The following is a 15,569-nucleotide window of genomic DNA, read 5'->3' as shown; positions in this document are numbered from 1 at the left end:
CGCCCTCAGATGGCGATCATCTCCATCGCTTTGAGGAAAGCGCCAGGGTCGAGCGGATCCGCCTGGGTGCGGTCGCGCAGGGCGAGGATGAACCGCCCCACTTGCGCGGTATGGTCCAGCGGCAGGCAGGGCAGCAAGGTGTCGAGCCGCGCATCGGTAGCCACCGCAACGATCGAAGGATCGCAGGGATAGTAGGGTGCACGTCCATGCGCTGGGCGATACACCTCGATGCGCGGAATATCCTCGCTGCGGAAGCCTTCGACCAGCGTGATGTCCGCGGGCCGCAGCCGCGCCACCTGCTCGGCAAGCGTCGGCTCGGCTTCATTGGCCAGCTCGCGCACGATGGCGTAGCGATAGGGCGAGGCCACCATTACTTCCGTGGCACCGGCTGCGCGAAAGCGCGCGCTGTCCTTGCCGGGGGGCTCGAGTTCCAGCGGATGATGGCTGTGCTTGATCACGTTGACGGTCAGGCCGTGGGTGCGAAACCACGGCAGCAGCGCGGTAATCAGCGTGGTCTTGCCGCTGCCCGAGGTGCCGGCGATGCCGAAGATAAAGGGAGTCATGTTGTGACGGATTCGGTTGGTGCGGCGGGTGCGGCGCTGGCTGGCAAAGGACATACCAGCGGCAGGAAGGCATCGGCGCGCTGCGAATAGGCCAGCAGCGCGCCGGCCTGGAGATCGAAATACCAGCCGTGCAGCGTCAGCGCGCCGGCTTCCAGGGCGCGCCGCACGAACGGGAAGGTCTGCAGGTTGCGCAGCGACACCAGGATCGCCGCCTGCTCGCAGGCGCGCTGGCGCTGCGCGGCGCTGGCCCCGCCCAGGGTTTCCTCCACCTGCCGCCGCGCCGGCGCGGCGATGCGGACCCACGCGCCGAGGTAGTCCGGATCCTCGCCCTCGTCGGGCGCATGGTCGCCGGCGTCGGCCGGCTGCGCCAGCAGCGCGCGGATGCCGCCGCAGCCGCCATGGCCCATCACGATGATGCGGGCCACGCGCAGCTGCTGCACCGCGAACTGGATCGCCGCGGACACGCCGTGCAGGCTGCCCTCGTGGCGGCCGGTGCAAGGGGGCACCAGGTTGCCGATATTGCGCACGGTAAACAGCTCGCCCGGATCGCAGCCGAGCAGCAGGCCGGGGTCGACGCGCGAGTCGCAGCAGCCGATCAGCAGCGTCGGCGGACGCTGGCCGGTGCGCAGGCTGTCGAACAGCCCGGGCTCGTCGTCGAAATAGCGTTGCTGGAAGCGTTCGAAACCCTTGAGCAGATGTTCGATGTGATGCACGGTCGCCTCCGCTCGCTATTGCACCAGCGGGCTGTCGGCGCCCTCGAGCTCGATGCCTTCGATGCGCGCGCGGCCGATCAGCAGGCTGGCGTACTGCTTCCAGGCGCGGTCACGCGCCGCGGCGCCGAGGGCGCGCGCGATCTCGCCGCGCACCGCCTCGAACGGCAGGCGCGTGCCCGGGCAACGCTCGAGGATGCGCACGATATGCAGGCCATAACGGGTTTCAAGCAACTGCGGCAGCACGCCGTCCTGCTGCGCCGCGAACAGTGCGCGCTCGAACTCCGGCGCGGTTTCGCCGCGGAACACGCGGCCCAGCCGGCCGCCGTTGGCGCCGCTGGGGCAGTTGGACAGCGCGCTGGCATGATGAGCAAAGCTCGAGGGATCGCCGCGCACCAGCGCCAGCGTCTGCGCCGCGACCTCGCGCAGCGCGTCCAGCGGCACCCGCGGCGTGATCTGGAACAGGATATGGTCGGCCTCCACCCATTCGCCTTCGCGGAAGCGCTCGGGGTGGCTGTCGTAGTGGCGGCGGCAGCTGGCTTCGTCGGCTTCGGGCGTGGCGGCCTCGCGCGCCAGCAGCGCCTGCGCCAGCGCGTCGTCATCCATGGCTTCGGCGTCCAGGCCGGTGCGCGTGGCTTCGGCCCGCATCAGCAGGCGCAGGATCGCCGAGATGGTGGCCAGCCGCGCCGGGTTGGCGGCGTCGTGATGGTGGTCCAGTTCGCGCTCGATATCGGCGTCGCGCAGTTCCACGCCGTTGACGGTGACAGGCATCGGATTCTCCTTGTGCGCTTGCGGCGCTCAGCGGCTGCGCACCAGCTGCCAGGCGCGGCCGAGGTAGCCGAGCGAGGCAAAGCCGCTCCACACATGCACCAGCCGCGTGAACGGGAAGATCACGAACAGGGTCATGCCCATGAACAGGTGCGCCTTGAACAGCAGCGGGGCGTCGGCGATAAAGCCGGCGGCGTCGCCGCGCAGCGTGACGATGTGCTGTGCCCAGTTCATCAGCTGCACCATCATGTGGCCGTCCATATGGCCAGCCGACTCGAAGATGGTGGACAGGCCCAGCAGCAGCGTCACCAGCAGCCACAGCAGCAGCACCTTGTCGCCGGTGCGGGTCACCGCGGACACGCGTGCGTTGCTCAGCCGGCGGTGCAGCAGGATCAGCAGGCCGGCCAGGCACATGGTGCCCATCACGCCGCCGGCGACCATCGCCACGCCCTGCTTGAAGCCGTGCGAGACGCCCAGCGCGTCCCACACCGCCACCGGGGTCAGCAGGCCCACCAGGTGGCCGAAGAACAGGCCCAGGATGCCGACATGGAACAGGATGTTGCCGGTGCGCAGGTTGCCGCGGTACAGCACCTGCGAGCTGTCGGTCTTCCAGGTGTATTGCTCGCGCTCGAAGCGGGCCAGGCTGCCGAACAGGAAAATGGCAAGCGCGATGTACGGGTAGATGCCGAAGAGGAATTGGTGGAGGGTTGCCATGGTGTGAGCTCGTTGAGAGGATTGGGCTGGCTGGGCGCCGTCTATGCCTACTGTTTTCCCCTCTCCCCTCAGGGGAGAGAGTAGGGTGAGGGGTGGTTTAAGCACCGGCGCTTCGTTGAAGCTTTCGCCCTCACCCCCGCACCTCTCCCGCACGCGGGAGAGGGGAGCAAACAGTCGGCTCGCGTAAGCACTTCAGCAAGGCGCCGGCACCGGCGCCGTGCCACGCGGGTAGAACTTCACCGCCTGCGGCCCGGTGTGCGGGGCCAGCAGCGGCTCCACGCCATCGGCGCCCGGGCCGAAGGTTTCCAGCGCCTCGTCCATGTCCCGCACCGGCGGCTCCTGCTGCGCTTGCGGCTGCACGTCGGTGAGCGTGCGCAGCACGGCGAACACGCCGGCGTAGGGACTCTGGTTGCGCGCGAGCCGGTCGCCGATCGCGGCCAGCACGTGGATGGCTTCGCCCAGCAGCTGCTCGGCGCGTGCCTCGTTGCTGTCGCCCGCAAGCGCGCCGAGGAACTCCAGGAACAGCGGCACGTAGTCGGGCAGCTCGGACGCCGCGGGCTCGAAGCCCGCGCGCCGGTACTCGTCGATCAGGTCGACCATGGCCTGGCCGCGGTCGCGGCTTTCGCCGTGCACGTGCTCGAACAGGTGCAGCGAGTGCGCCGGGTTGCGGTCGAAGGTGGCGACATAGTTTTCCTGCAGCGTGATCAGCGTCTCGCTGCGCAGCAGGCCGGTCACCGGCGCCAGCAGCGCGCGCGCCTGCGGCCATTCGCCCAGCGCGGTGTCGATCTCGGGCAGCGCGTCGAGCAGTTCCTGCTCGGGATAGCCGAGCAGCGCGCTGAGGATGGGATAGAGGGGCATGTTGTTCTCCGGTTCGTTCGCGGGCGTTCAGCTCATCACGGCCTTCTTGCGCGACCTGGGCATGTCGACGAAATGCACGCTGCCCTGCGGCTTCTTGCCGAACAGCGCGCCGTCCGAAGTGCCGCCCGAGCAGCCGTTGCCGAAGGTGAAGCCGCAGCTGGCCTTGTCGTTGAAGCTGTCCTCGACCATCTCCTTGTGCGAGGACGGGATCACGAAGCGGTCCTCGTAGTTGGCGATGGCCATGGTCTTGTACATGTCCTCGACCTGCGCGGGCGTCAGGCCCACCTGCTTCAGCACGTCGAGGTCCTGCACGCCGTCCACCACCTGCGAGCGCTTGTAGGCACGCATCGCCAGCATGCGGTCCAGCGCCGACAGCACCGGCATCACGTCGCCCGCGGTCAGCAGGTTGGCCAGGTACTTGACCGGGATGCGCAGGCTCTTGACGTCGGGGATGATGCCGTTCATGCCCATGTGGCCCGCTTCGGCCGCCGACTGGATCGGCGACAGCGGCGGGATGTACCAGACCATCGGCAGCGTGCGGTACTCGGGGTGCAGCGGGAAGGCGACCTTCCACTCGCACGCCATCTTGTAGACCGGCGACTTGCGCGCGGCGTCGAGCCAGCTTTGCGGGATGCCCTGGCGCAGCGCCTCGGCCTGCACTGCCGGGTCGTGCGGATCGAGGAAGACGTCGAGCTGCGACTGGTACAGGTCGCGCTCGTCGGCCACCGACGCGGCCTGCTCGATGCGGTCGGCGTCGTACAGCATCACGCCGAGGTAGCGGATGCGGCCGACGCAGGTCTCGGAGCAGACCGTAGGCTGGCCGGCCTCGATGCGCGGATAGCAGAACAGGCATTTCTCGGCCTTGCCGCTCTGCCAGTTGAAATAGATCTTCTTGTACGGGCAGCCCGAGATGCACATGCGCCAGCCGCGGCACTTGTCCTGGTCGACCAGCACGATGCCGTCGTCCTCGCGCTTGTAGATCGAGCCCGACGGGCACGAGGCCACGCAGGCCGGGTTCAGGCAGTGCTCGCACAGGCGCGGCAGGTACATCATGAAGGTGTTCTCGAAGGTCGAGTACATCTCCTTCTGCACGTCGTCGAAGAGCTTGTCGCGGCCGCGCGAGCTGAACTCGCCGCCGAGGTCGTCTTCCCAGTTCGGGCCCCACTCGATCTTTTCCATCTTGCGGCCGGTCAGCACTGAGACCGGGCGCGCGGTGGGCGGAGTCTGCGACAGCGGCGCCTTCTGCAGGTGCTCGTAGTCGAAAGTGAAGGGCTCGTAGTACTCGTCGATCGCCGGCAGGTTGGGATTGGCGAACAGGTTCGCCAGGATCTTCAGCTTGCCGCCCTGGCGCGGCTCGAGCGTGCCGTCGGCATTGCGCTTCCAGCCGCCCTGCCACTTGTCCTGGTTCTCCCATTCCTTGGGATAGCCGATGCCGGGCTTGGTCTCGACGTTGTTGAACCACGCGTACTCGACGCCGTCGCGGCTGGTCCACACGTTCTTGCAGGTCACGGAGCAGGTATGGCAGCCGATGCACTTGTCGAGGTTCAGCACCATGGCTACCTGGGCGCGGATCTTCATTGCGTTGCTCCTTCCTTGTTCGATTCCACGAGCGGCCCTTCGAGCCAGTCGACCTTCTTCATCTTGCGCAGGATCACGAACTCGTCGCGGTTGCTGCCGACGGTGCCGTAGTAGTTGAAGCCGTAGGCCAGCTGCGCGTAGCCGCCGATCATGTGCGTGGGCTTGGTCACGGCGCGCGTGACCGAGTTGTGGATGCCGCCACGCATGCCGCTGGTTTCGGCGCCCGGCACATTCACGATCTTTTCCTGGGCGTGGTACATCAAACACATGCCCTTGGGCACGCGCTGCGACACCACCACGCGCGCCGTCAGCGTGCCGTTGACGTTGAAGACCTCGACCCAGTCGTTGTCGCGGATGCCGTTGGCCTTGGCCTCGGCTTCCGAGATCCATACGTGCGGGCCGCCGCGCGACAGCGTCAGCATGCGCAGGTTGTCGGAATAGGTGGAGTGGATGCCCCACTTCTGGTGCGGCGTGATCCAGTTCAGCACCAGCTCCGGATTGCCGTTGGGCTTCTTGCCCAGCATCGGCGCCACGGTCTTGGTGTCGATGGCCGGCTTGTACACGCACGCGCCTTCGCCGAAGTCCAGCATCCAGCGATGGTCCTGCCAGAACTGCTGGCGGCCGGTCAGCGTGCGCCAGGGGATCAGCTCGTGCACGTTGGTGTAGCCGGCGTTGTAGCTGACCTCTTCCGATTCCAGCCCCGACCACGTCGGCGCGGAGATGATCTTGCGCGGCTGCGCCTGCACGTCGCGGAAGCGGATCTTGTCGTGCTCGCGCCCTTCGGCGAGATGGGTGTGGTCGCGGCCGGTGATCTTCGACAGCGCTTCCCACGCCTTGACGGCGACGTGGCCGTTGGTTTCGGGAGCGAAGGTCAGGATCATCTCGGCGGCGTCGATGGCCGTTTCGAGCTTCGGGCGGCCCTGGCTCACGCCGGGCTCCGTTACCGTGTGGCTCAGGTCGCCGATTTCCTTCACCTCATGCTGGGTGTTCCAGTTGATGCCCTTGCCGCCATTGCCGAGCTTGTCCAGCAGCGGGCCGATCGAGGTGAATTTCTTGTAGATGTCGGCGTAGTTGCGCTCGACCACCGTCATCGACGGCGCGGTCTTGCCCGGGATCAGGTCGCACTCGCCGGCCTTCCAGTCCTTCGGCTCGAATGGCTGGCCGAGTTCGCCCGGGGTGTCGTGCAGCAGCGGCGTGCAGACCAGGTCTTTGCGCGTGCCGAGGTACGGGCCGGCGATCTCGCTGAATTTCTTCGCAATGGCCTTGTAGATCTCCCAGTCGGTCTTGCTTTCCCACAGCGGCTGCACGGCTTCGGACAGCGGGTGGATGAAGGGGTGCATGTCGGACGTGTTGAGGTCGTCCTTCTCGTACCACGTTGCCGTCGGCAGCACGATGTCGCCGTACAGGCAGGTGGTGCTCATGCGGAAGTCGAGCACGGTCAGCAGGTCGAGCTTGCCTTCGGCGGCCGGGCGCACGTTGACTTCGCTCGGCGTGATCGCGTCGGCTTCGTCGCCGAACACGGCGTTCTGTGTGCCCAGCAGGTACTTCAGGAAATACTCATGTCCCTTGCCCGAGCTGCCCAGGATGTTGGAGCGCCACACGAACATATTGCGCGGGAAGTTGGCCGGGTTGTCGGGATCGTCGCAGGCGAACTGCAGCGCGCCCGACTTCAGTTGCTCGACCGTGTAGGCCACCGGATCCTTGCCGGCCCGTTCGGCCGCGTCGACCACGTCGAGCGGATTGGTGCCGAGCTGAGGCGCCGACGGCAGCCAGCCCATGCGCTCGGACCTGGCGTTCAGGTCCAGCAGCGACAGGCCGTCATAGCGCTTGCGGTCGGCGGTCGGCGACAGGATCTCGTCGACGGCCAGCTTCTCGTGGCGCCACTGGCTGGTGTGGTTGTAGAAGAACGAGGTGCCGTTCATCTGGCGCGGCGGGCGCGACCAGTCCAGGCCGAAGGCCAGCGGGGCCCAGCCGAACTGCGGGCGCAGCTTCTCCTGGCCGACATAGTGGGCCCAGCCGCCGCCGCTCTTGCCGATGCAGCCGCACATCATCAGCAGGTTGATGATGCCGCGGTAGATCATGTCGTTGTGGTACCAGTGGTTCAGCGCGGCACCGACGATCACCATGCTCTTGCCTTGCGTGCGATCGGCGTTGTCGGCGAACTCGCGCGCAACCTGTGTCACCAGGCGGGCCGGCACCGAGGTGTGCTTTTCCTGCCAGGCCGGGGTGTAGGGCACGTCGTCCTCATACGACGACGCCACGTTGGGACCGCCCAGGCCCTGGTCGACACCGTAGTTGGCCATCTGCAGGTCGTACACGGTCGCCACCAGCGCGCTGCTGCCGTCGGCCAGCGTGATGCGGCGCGCCGGCACGCGGCGGCGCAGCAGCTCGTCGTGCTCGCCGCCGAAGTAGGGGAAGCCGACCTCGACCACTTCGTCACCGTGGCCGAGCAGCGACAGGCGCGGCTCGACCGCGCGGCCGCTGCCGCCGTCCTTCAGTTCCAGGTTCCAGCGGCCCACCTTTGCGCCGTCGTTGTGCGCGGCTTCGCCCCAGCGGAAGCCGATCGAGCCGTTGGGCGCGACGATCTCGCCGGTGGCGTCGTCGACCAGCAGCGTCTTCCATTCCGGATGGTTGGCTTCGCCGAGGTTGTCGGCCAGGTGCGAGGCACGCAGGAAGTGGTCGGGCACCAGCGTGTCGCCATGCTCGCGCAGCAGCACCAGCATCGGCATGTCGGTGTACTGCTTCACATAGTCGCGGAAGTACGCGGACTTGCCGCTGGCATGGAATTCCTTGAGCACCACGTGGCCCATCGCCATGGCCAGCGCGGCATCGGTGCCTTGCTTCGGCGCCAGCCAGATATCGCCGAACTTGACCATCTCGCCGAAGTCGGAAGAGACCGCGACGGTCTTGGTGCCCTTGTAGCGCACCTCGGTGTAGAAGTGGGCGTCGGGGGTGCGCGTCTGCGGCACGTTTGAGCCCCACACCATCAGGTAGGTGGAGTTGTACCAGTCGGCCGATTCGGGCACGTCGGTCTGCTCGCCCCAGATCTGCGGGCTGGCCGGCGGCAGGTCGCAGTACCAGTCATAGAACGACAGGCAGGCGCCGCCGAGCAGGCTCAGGTAGCGCGCGCCCGCGGCATAGGACACCATCGACATCGCCGGGATCGGCGAGAAGCCGATCACGCGGTCCGGGCCGAACTTCTTCACGGTAAAGGCGTTGGCCGCGGCGATCATCTCGGTGGCGGTGTTCCAGTCGGCGCGCACGAAGCCGCCCTGGCCGCGCACGCTCTTGTACCGTGCCGCCTTCTTCGGATCCTGGCTGATCGATTCCCAGGCTGCGATCGGGTCCATGGTCTTGCGGGCCTCGCGCCACATTTCCATCAGCCGGCCGCGGATCATCGGGTACTTGACGCGCTGCGCGGAGTAGACGTACCAGCTGTACGAGGCGCCGCGCGGGCAGCCGCGCGGTTCATGGTTGGGCAGGTCCGGGCGCGTGCGCGGGTAGTCGGTCTGCTGCGTTTCCCAGGTGATCAGGCCGTTCTTGACGTAGACCTTCCAGGAGCACGAGCCGGTGCAGTTCACGCCGTGGGTGGAGCGCACGATCTTGTCGTGCTGCCAGCGGCTGCGGTAGCCGTCTTCCCACTTGCGGTCTTCGTTCACCACCGCGCCGTGGCCGTCCGCATAGGTGGACTTGACGCGCGACATGAACTTCAGTCGATCCAGGAAATGACTCATTTGCTTGTTCTCCGCGAGGCTATTCTGCGGGGCTCCGACGGTTGCCCGGGAGCATTTGCAGGGACACCTCGAGCTTATGGGGGAGCGGGGCGGCGGCCAATTCGCTGGTGGAACAGCCGCCGGGTGGCGATCGGGGGAGGTGTCCGGCGCGGGCCTAGTTCCGAAGAACTAGTCCGGCCGGCAGGGCGTTCAGCAGGGCATGGGGGCGTTGCGGCGCGCGTAATGCCACCACGTCACCAGCACGCAGCTGACATAGAAGGCGATAAAGCAGTACAGCGCGGCGTCGGGCGCACCGGTCAGCTCCAGCGAGGTGCCGAAGCTCTTGGGGATGAAGAAGCCGCCGTAGGCGCCGATCGCGCCCGAAAAGCCCAGCACCGCGGCGGATTCCTTGCCGGCGTCCTGCAGCGCCTGGCGTTGCGCGGCGTCGCCCTTGCCCTTCGCGGCGCGCTGGCGCTCGGTCAGGAAGATCACCGGGATCATGCGGAAGGTCGAGCCGTTGCCGATGCCGGTCAGCGCAAACAATGCGATGAAGGCCGCGAGGAAGTACGTGAAGTTGCCGCCGGCGCCGTCGTGCGGCAGCGCCGCCAGCACCGCGAACACCGCCGCGATCATGCCGACGAAGGTCCACAGCGTGACGCGCGCGCCGCCGAGCTTGTCGGAGATCCAGCCGCCCACGGGACGCGTCAGCGCCCCGACCAGCGGCCCCAGGAAGGCATAGGCGGTGGGGTTCACGCCCGGGAACTGCGACTTGGTCAGCAGCGCCAGCCCGGCCGAGAAGCCGATGAACGAGCCGAAAGTGCCCACGTAGAGCCAGCACATCAGCCAGTTGTGCTTGCGCTTGAAGATCACGGCCTGTTCGGCGAACGAGGCCTTGGCGTCGGCGATGTCATGCATGCCAAACCACGCGGCCAGTGCCGACACCACGATGAACGGCACCCAGATAAAGCCGGCGTTCTGCAGCCACAGGTTCTGCGTGGCGCCGTTGGCCTGGTATTGCTGCGGCTCGCCGCCGAGCGCGCCGAACACCGCCAGCGACACCACCAGCGGCGTGACGAACTGCACCACCGACACGCCCAGGTTGCCGATGCCGGCATTCAGCCCGGTGGCCAGCCCCTTCTTCGCCTTGGGGAAGAAGAAGCTGATATTGGCCATCGACGAACTGAAGTTGGCGCCGCCCAGCCCGCACAGCAGCGCCAGCACCAGCAGCGTGGGATAGCCGGTGGACGGGTCGCGCAGCGCGAAGCCCATGCCCAGCGCGGGGATCAGCAGCAGCACGGTGGAGATCGCGGTGAAGCGGCGCCCGCCGAACACCGGCACCAGGAACGAGTAGAAGATGCGCAGCGTGGCGCCCGACAGCGCCGGCAGCGCGGTCAGCCAGAACAGCTGGTTCTTGGTGAACTGGAAGCCGGCGCGGTCGAGGTTGACCGCGACCACGCTCCACAGCATCCAGACCACGAAGGCCAGCATCAGCGCCGGGATCGAGATCCACAGGTTGCGGTAGGCGATGCGCTCGCCCTCGCTTTGCCAGAACGCCGCGTTCTCGGGCTCCCAGCGGGTGAGTACGGATGAGGTCATGATCAGTGTGCCTTGAGGAAGAATGCGCGCAGGCGCAGGGTGGTCAGTGCCGCGTCAGGCCGCCTGGGTCAGGCCCACGGCCTGGGCCTTGCGCTGGCGTTCGGCGCGGTGGCTGTAATGCATCCACACCAGGCTCACGCACACGGTGCCGTACATCAGCATGAAACAGCTGCTGCGCACGCCGGTCAGGTCGGCCAGCATGCCGAACAGGATCGGCAGCACGAAGCCGCCCAGGCCGCCGGCCAGGCCCACCACGCCGGAAACCGCGCCGATGTTGTGGGTGAAGTCGTTGGAAATGAACTTGAACACCGAGGCCTTGCCGATGGCGAAGGCGATGCCGACCACGAACAGCAGGATGGTGAAGAGCGTGGGCGTCAGCGCGATGCGGAAGGCCTGCGGGCCGCTGGTGGTCTGGACGATGAAATCGGTCTGCGGATAGCTGAGCAGGAAGAAGCCGACCCAGCTCACCCACATCACCCACCAGGTGGTGCGATGGGCACCGTAGCGGTCCGAGATCCAGCCGCCGATCGCGCGCAGCACGCCGCCCGGCAGCGAGAAGCAGGCGGCGAGGAAGGCCGCCACCTTGATGTCGAAGCCGTATTCGCCGATGTAGTACTTGGTCATCCACAGCGACAGGCCGACATAGCCACCGAACACCACCGAGTAGTACTGCGAGTAGCGCCACACGCGCGGGTCGCGCATCACCGCCAGCTGCTCGCGCCAGCCGACGCTGGACTTGACCATGTGCGCCGGGTTGCTGCGCGAGAACACCCAGAACAGCAGCGCGGTGACCAGCATCGCCACCGAATACACGCGCGGCACCACGGTCCAGGTGCCGGCCGCCAGGATCAGCGCCGGCGCGACGAACTTGGTCAGCGCCGCGCCCGAGTTGCCGGCGCCGAAGATGCCCATCGCCAGCCCCTGGCGCGAGCGCGGGAACCAGCGCGCCACGTAGGGCGTGCCGACCGAGAACGAGCCGCCCGCCAGGCCGACGAACAGGCCCAGCACCAGCAGCTGCCACAGCGTGGTCGCGTACGAGATCAGCCAGATCGGGATCACGGTGGCCAGCATCAGCACGAAGAACACGATGCGGCCGCCGAAGCGGTCGGTCCACAGCCCCAGCGGCACGCGGATCAGCGAGCCGCTCAGCACCGGGGTGGCGGCGAGCAGGCCGAATTCGGTGTCGTTGAGGCCGAGCTGTTGCTTGAGGGGAATGCCGAGGACCGCGAACAGCATCCACACGGCAAAACAGATGGTGAAGGCAAAAGTACTGGACGCCAGTGTTATTGCGGCGCCGGGCGGGATCGGCTCCGGCGCGCGGGGTTGGGTGGCCATGGCCATGCTCCTGTGTCAACTTTGGCGGGGGTGATGCCAGAGTAGGGGCGGGCGCTGGTGCTGCCTATTCGCCGGCCGCACAGCGCAGGCGCGGGCGCTGACTGCCTTTGGAAGTAGTTCTACCGGGGGAGGTCGCCGGCGCGGCGGCGGTGCTATCGTGGGGACGACTTGCGGCGCATCACGTTGCGCCGCCGCGGCGAAACCCGCGCCGCATCCTCATTGCGCTCTCCAGTCATGGACACCATTCCCATCCTTCCCGCGCGGCGCATGCCGCCTTCCGGCAAGGCCCCTGCGGGCCCGCCGCCACGTGGCTTTGCCCTGTTTGCGCTGGGCTTCCGCCCGTTCTATCTGGGCGGCGCGGTGTTTGCCGCGCTGGCGATCGCGGCGTGGTCGGCAATGCTGGCCGGCGTGCACGCGTTCGCGCCGGCACCGGCGCTGCCGGCGATGTTCTGGCATGCGCACGAAATGGTGTTCGGCTTTGGCGCGGCGATCGTGGTGGGTTTCCTGTTCACGGCGGGACGGGCCTGGACCGGGCAGCCCACGCCGACCGGCGCGGCACTGGCCGTGCTGTTCGGGCTGTGGCTGGCCGGACGCGTGGGCCTGTGGGTGGCGCCGGGCACCGTTGCCTTCGCCATCGAAGCCGCGTTCCTGCCGCTGGCGGCGCTGGCCTTTACGCGCACGCTGGTGCGCGGCGGCAATCGCCGCAACTATCCGCTGGCGCTCGCGCTATGGCTGCTGGCGCTGGCCGATATCGCCAGCCTGTGGCTGCAGGCGCGCGGCCATGACGCAGGCGCGATGCTGGCCTGCCGCGCCGGCGTGGCGCTGGTGACGCTGTTCGTGGTGGTGATCGGCGGGCGCGTGATCCCGATGTTCACCACCAATGCGATTCCCGGCTTCCGGTTGCGCCAGAACCGGCAGGTGGATCGGCTGGTGATTCCCGCTGCGGTGCTCGGGCTGGCGGCGGGCCTGCTGCCCGTGCCCGGATGGCTGGTGGCGGCGCTGTCATTGCTGGCGGCGCTGGTGCTGGGTGCGCGCGTGGCGGGGTGGCGCGGCCATGCGGTCGGCAACCGGCCGATCCTGTGGGTGCTGCACCTGGCCTACGCGTGGCTGCCGGTGGCGCTGCTGCTGCAGGCGCTCGGTGCGCTGGGCCTGGTGATGGCCGGGCTGGCGACGCACGCGTTCACCGTGGGCGTGCTCGGCGTGGCGATCATCGCCATGATTACCCGCACCGCGCTGGGCCACACCGGCCGCATGCTGGTGGCCGGCCGCACCGAGACCGCGGCGTACTGGCTGGTGGCCGCGGCGGCGGTGTTGCGCGTATTCGGGCCGATGGCCTGGCCCGCCGGCTACCTGCACTGGGTATGGGGCGCGGGCGCGTGCTGGGTGGCGGGCTTCGGACTTTATGCGCTGACGTATGCACCGCGGCTGGCGCGTCCGCGGGTGGACGGCAAGCCGGGCTGACGATATCGCGCGGGGGCTCAGGGGCAGGCCGCCATCGGCGCGCGGGCGCGCGCGCCTTGTTCCCGCTTCACGCTCAGCCACGCCACCGCCAGCGCCGCCATCGGCGCCAGTGCCGCAACCCAGGGCAGTGCCGCCAGCCCCGGGCCGTGGTCGACCACCACTCCGCCCATCCACGCGCCCAGGCCGTTGCCGAGGTTGAACGCGGCGATATTGAAGCTCGATGCCAGGTTCTCGCCGGCGCCGTGGGCGTGGCGCAGCACGCGCAGCTGCAGCGGCGACACCGTGGCAAAGGCTGCGACGCCGAGGATACCGACGAAGGCCACCACCAGCACCTGGCTGTGGATGGCCAGCGTCATCGCCGCCAGCACCAGCGTCAGCGCCGCCAGCGTAGTCAGCACGGCGCGCGTCGGGGCGCGGTCGGCAAAGCGGCCGCCCAGCACGTTGCCGATGATCATGCCGGCGCCGAACAGCAGCAGGATCGGCGATACCGCCGCCTCGCCAAAGCCCGACACGCGTGTCAGCAGCGGCTGCACGTAGGTGATCACGGCGAAGATCCCCATCGACTGCAGCACCGTCATCAACAGCCCCAGCAGCACCTGCGGGCGGCCGATGGTGGCCAGCTCGTCGCGCAGCGCCACGCGCGCGCCGTGGTCCTGGCTCTTCTGCACCAGCAGCGCGATCACCGCCAGCGACAGCAGCCCGACCAGCGTCATGGCCCAGAAGGTCGAGCGCCAGCCCAGGTGCAGGCCCAGCCAGGCGCCGGCGGGCATGCCCAGCAGCGTGGCCAGGGTCAGGCCCGAAAACATCACGGAAATCGCCGAGGCACGGCGGTCCTCCGGCACCAGCCCGGTCGCGACCACGGCGCCGACGCCGAAGAAGGTGCCATGCGTGAGCGAGGTCAGCACGCGCGCGATCATCAGCGTGGTGTAGTCGGGCGCCAGCGCGCAGGCGGCGTTGCCGACGGTATAGATCACCATCAGCGCCAGCAGCACCGCCTTGCGCGGCATGCGGCGCGTCAGCAGCGTCAGCACCGGCGCGCCGGCGAACACCCCCAGCGCGTAGCCGGACACCAGCATGCCGGCGGCGGCGATGGTCACCTGCAGGTCAGCCGCAACCTGCAGCAGCAGGCCCATGATCACGAATTCGGCGCAGCCGATGCCGAAGGAACCGGCCGTCAGCGCGTACAACGCCATCGGGAGCCGGGCCCGGGCGGGAGCGGCGAGGGTGGAAGGGGAGGAAGCCATGGTCGAAGAGGGTCGCAAGGGAGTACGAAGCCCGCAGTCTGGCCCTTTCCGGCTTCAGCAAAAACCGGCATGATCCATAATCAGTTTCAATAAACCATTGAGAATCATGGACCGCATCGGCGATATCGGCCTGTTTCTGCGCGTGCTCGACCTGGGCTCGATCAGTGCCGCGGCGCGCAGCCTGGACCTGTCGGTGGCGGTGGCCAGCCAGCGCTTGCAGCGGCTGGAACGCGAGCTGGGCGTGCGCCTGCTGCATCGCACCACGCGGCGGCTGCACGCGACCCCCGAGGGCGCAGTGCTGGCCGAGCAGGGGCGCGCGCTGGTAGACGACCTGGAGGCGCTGGGGGCGTCGTTGCGGCAGGCCGGCACCGGCATCACCGGCACCTTGCGGGTGACGACGTCGTCGTCGTTCGGGCGGCTTTACGTCTCGCCGCTGCTGCCGGAATTCCTGGTGCGGCATCCCGGGGTATCGCTCAGCGTCAACCTGAGCGACCACGTGCTCGACCTGGTCAGCGCGGGCTTCGACCTGGCGATCCGCATCGGCGCGCTCGACGACTCGGCGCTGGTCGCGCGCCGCTTGGCCAACAACCGTCGGCTGCTGTGCGCGTCGCCCGACTACCTGCGCCGGCGCGGCACGCCGCGCACGCCGCAGGACCTGGCGCGGCACGATTGCCTGCTGCTGGTGGGCAGCCAGGGTCGGCAGGATGTCTGGCGGCTGGGCGATGGCGCCGGCGGCGAGATTGCCGTGCGCGTACGCGGCCGGATCGAGGCCAATACCGGCGAGCTGCTGTCCGACGCGGCGCTGGCGGGCTTTGGCATCGCACTGCATTCGGCCTGGCATGTCTGTGCCGACCTGCAGGCCGGCCGGCTGGTGCAGGTGTTGCCCGATTACCCGCTGGCCGACACCGGCATCTATGCGGTGATGCCGCAGCGGCGGCTGGTGCCGCCGCGCGTGCGCGCCTTCGTCGATTTCCTGGCCGAGCGCTTTGGCGACAACCCGCCGTGGGAGCGGCCCCGCGGCGGGTGAGC

12 protein-coding genes are annotated in these 15,569 nt (G+C 68.3%); 2 read left to right on the top strand and 10 right to left on the bottom strand.

Features of this window, described 5'->3' with window-relative positions:
- Nucleotides 1–5 precede the first annotated feature (5 nt).
- The 9 genes from mobB to GA0116996_RS17995 form a co-directional block, all read right to left on the bottom strand.
- Nucleotides 6–563 (bottom strand): molybdopterin-guanine dinucleotide biosynthesis protein B, encoded by a 558-nt coding sequence (gene mobB / locus GA0116996_RS18035; RefSeq protein ID WP_092314369.1) that lies wholly within the window; start codon nucleotides 561–563, stop codon nucleotides 6–8.
- Entirely contained in the window at nucleotides 560–1,276 is a 717-nt protein-coding gene (locus GA0116996_RS18030; RefSeq protein WP_092314367.1) for a carbonic anhydrase, read from the bottom strand. The genes mobB and GA0116996_RS18030 overlap by 4 nt, the downstream gene beginning before the upstream one ends.
- 15 nt (nucleotides 1,277–1,291) lie before the next feature.
- Entirely contained in the window at nucleotides 1,292–2,044 is a 753-nt protein-coding gene (locus tag GA0116996_RS18025; RefSeq protein WP_092314365.1) for a peptidylprolyl isomerase, read from the bottom strand.
- A 27-nt stretch (nucleotides 2,045–2,071) separates the two neighbouring features.
- Entirely contained in the window at nucleotides 2,072–2,755 is a 684-nt protein-coding gene (gene narI, locus GA0116996_RS18020) for a respiratory nitrate reductase subunit gamma (RefSeq protein WP_092314363.1), read from the bottom strand.
- Nucleotides 2,756–2,947: 192 nt separating this feature from the next.
- Complete coding sequence (gene narJ, locus GA0116996_RS18015) at nucleotides 2,948–3,613, bottom strand: nitrate reductase molybdenum cofactor assembly chaperone (RefSeq protein ID WP_092314361.1); 666 nt, start codon at nucleotides 3,611–3,613, stop codon at nucleotides 2,948–2,950.
- Between the two features lie 27 nt (nucleotides 3,614–3,640).
- The gene (gene narH / locus GA0116996_RS18010) at nucleotides 3,641–5,191 is read right to left on the bottom strand and encodes a nitrate reductase subunit beta (RefSeq protein WP_092314359.1); all 1,551 of its coding nucleotides are present in this window, start codon (nucleotides 5,189–5,191) and stop codon (nucleotides 3,641–3,643) included.
- Nucleotides 5,188–8,925 (bottom strand): nitrate reductase subunit alpha, encoded by a 3,738-nt coding sequence (locus GA0116996_RS18005; protein WP_092314357.1) that lies wholly within the window; start codon nucleotides 8,923–8,925, stop codon nucleotides 5,188–5,190. Before GA0116996_RS18005 ends, narH begins: the two co-directional genes overlap by 4 nt.
- Before the next feature lie 189 nt (nucleotides 8,926–9,114).
- Nucleotides 9,115–10,500, bottom strand: a complete 1,386-nt coding sequence (locus GA0116996_RS18000; protein WP_092314355.1) for a NarK family nitrate/nitrite MFS transporter — start codon at nucleotides 10,498–10,500, stop codon at nucleotides 9,115–9,117.
- Between the two features lie 54 nt (nucleotides 10,501–10,554).
- On the bottom strand, nucleotides 10,555–11,835 hold the full coding sequence (locus GA0116996_RS17995) for an MFS transporter (protein WP_181487027.1): 1,281 nt from the start codon (nucleotides 11,833–11,835) through the stop codon (nucleotides 10,555–10,557).
- Between the two features lie 234 nt (nucleotides 11,836–12,069).
- Between GA0116996_RS17995 and GA0116996_RS17990 the strand changes: the two genes are divergently transcribed.
- Nucleotides 12,070–13,296 (top strand): NnrS family protein, encoded by a 1,227-nt coding sequence (locus GA0116996_RS17990; RefSeq protein ID WP_092314351.1) that lies wholly within the window; start codon nucleotides 12,070–12,072, stop codon nucleotides 13,294–13,296.
- 17 nt (nucleotides 13,297–13,313) lie between these two features.
- On the opposite strand, the gene GA0116996_RS17985 is transcribed toward GA0116996_RS17990, so the two are convergent.
- On the bottom strand, nucleotides 13,314–14,540 hold the full coding sequence (locus GA0116996_RS17985) for an MFS transporter (RefSeq protein ID WP_092314349.1): 1,227 nt from the start codon (nucleotides 14,538–14,540) through the stop codon (nucleotides 13,314–13,316).
- A gap of 106 nt (nucleotides 14,541–14,646) precedes the next feature.
- Here GA0116996_RS17985 and GA0116996_RS17980 point away from each other — a divergent pair, with 106 nt between their 5' ends.
- Complete coding sequence (locus tag GA0116996_RS17980) at nucleotides 14,647–15,567, top strand: LysR family transcriptional regulator (RefSeq protein ID WP_092314347.1); 921 nt, start codon at nucleotides 14,647–14,649, stop codon at nucleotides 15,565–15,567.
- Nucleotides 15,568–15,569 lie beyond the last annotated feature (2 nt).

This window comes from Cupriavidus alkaliphilus (genome assembly GCF_900094595.1).
GTDB lineage: Bacteria > Pseudomonadota > Gammaproteobacteria > Burkholderiales > Burkholderiaceae > Cupriavidus > Cupriavidus alkaliphilus.
The sequence above is the reverse complement of the archived record's forward strand: the minus strand, read 5'-3'. Positions and strand labels throughout refer to the sequence as shown.

What these genes read in the sequence shown, in the direction of transcription:
- mobB (WP_092314369.1), bottom strand. Translation starts at nt 563, where the DNA reads ATGACTCCCTTTATCTTCGGCATCGCCGGCACCTCGGGCAGCGGCAAG.
- GA0116996_RS18025 (WP_092314365.1), bottom strand. Translation starts at nt 2,044, where the DNA reads ATGCCTGTCACCGTCAACGGCGTGGAACTGCGCGACGCCGATATCGAG.
- narI (WP_092314363.1), bottom strand. Translation starts at nt 2,755, where the DNA reads ATGGCAACCCTCCACCAATTCCTCTTCGGCATCTACCCGTACATCGCG.
- narJ (WP_092314361.1), bottom strand. Translation starts at nt 3,613, where the DNA reads ATGCCCCTCTATCCCATCCTCAGCGCGCTGCTCGGCTATCCCGAGCAG.
- narH (WP_092314359.1), bottom strand. Translation starts at nt 5,191, where the DNA reads ATGAAGATCCGCGCCCAGGTAGCCATGGTGCTGAACCTCGACAAGTGC.
- GA0116996_RS18005 (WP_092314357.1), bottom strand. Translation starts at nt 8,925, where the DNA reads ATGAGTCATTTCCTGGATCGACTGAAGTTCATGTCGCGCGTCAAGTCC.
- GA0116996_RS18000 (WP_092314355.1), bottom strand. Translation starts at nt 10,500, where the DNA reads ATGACCTCATCCGTACTCACCCGCTGGGAGCCCGAGAACGCGGCGTTC.
- GA0116996_RS17995 (WP_181487027.1), bottom strand. Translation starts at nt 11,835, where the DNA reads ATGGCCACCCAACCCCGCGCGCCGGAGCCGATCCCGCCCGGCGCCGCA.
- GA0116996_RS17990 (WP_092314351.1), top strand. Translation starts at nt 12,070, where the DNA reads ATGGACACCATTCCCATCCTTCCCGCGCGGCGCATGCCGCCTTCCGGC.
- GA0116996_RS17985 (WP_092314349.1), bottom strand. Translation starts at nt 14,540, where the DNA reads ATGGCTTCCTCCCCTTCCACCCTCGCCGCTCCCGCCCGGGCCCGGCTC.
- GA0116996_RS17980 (WP_092314347.1), top strand. Translation starts at nt 14,647, where the DNA reads ATGGACCGCATCGGCGATATCGGCCTGTTTCTGCGCGTGCTCGACCTG.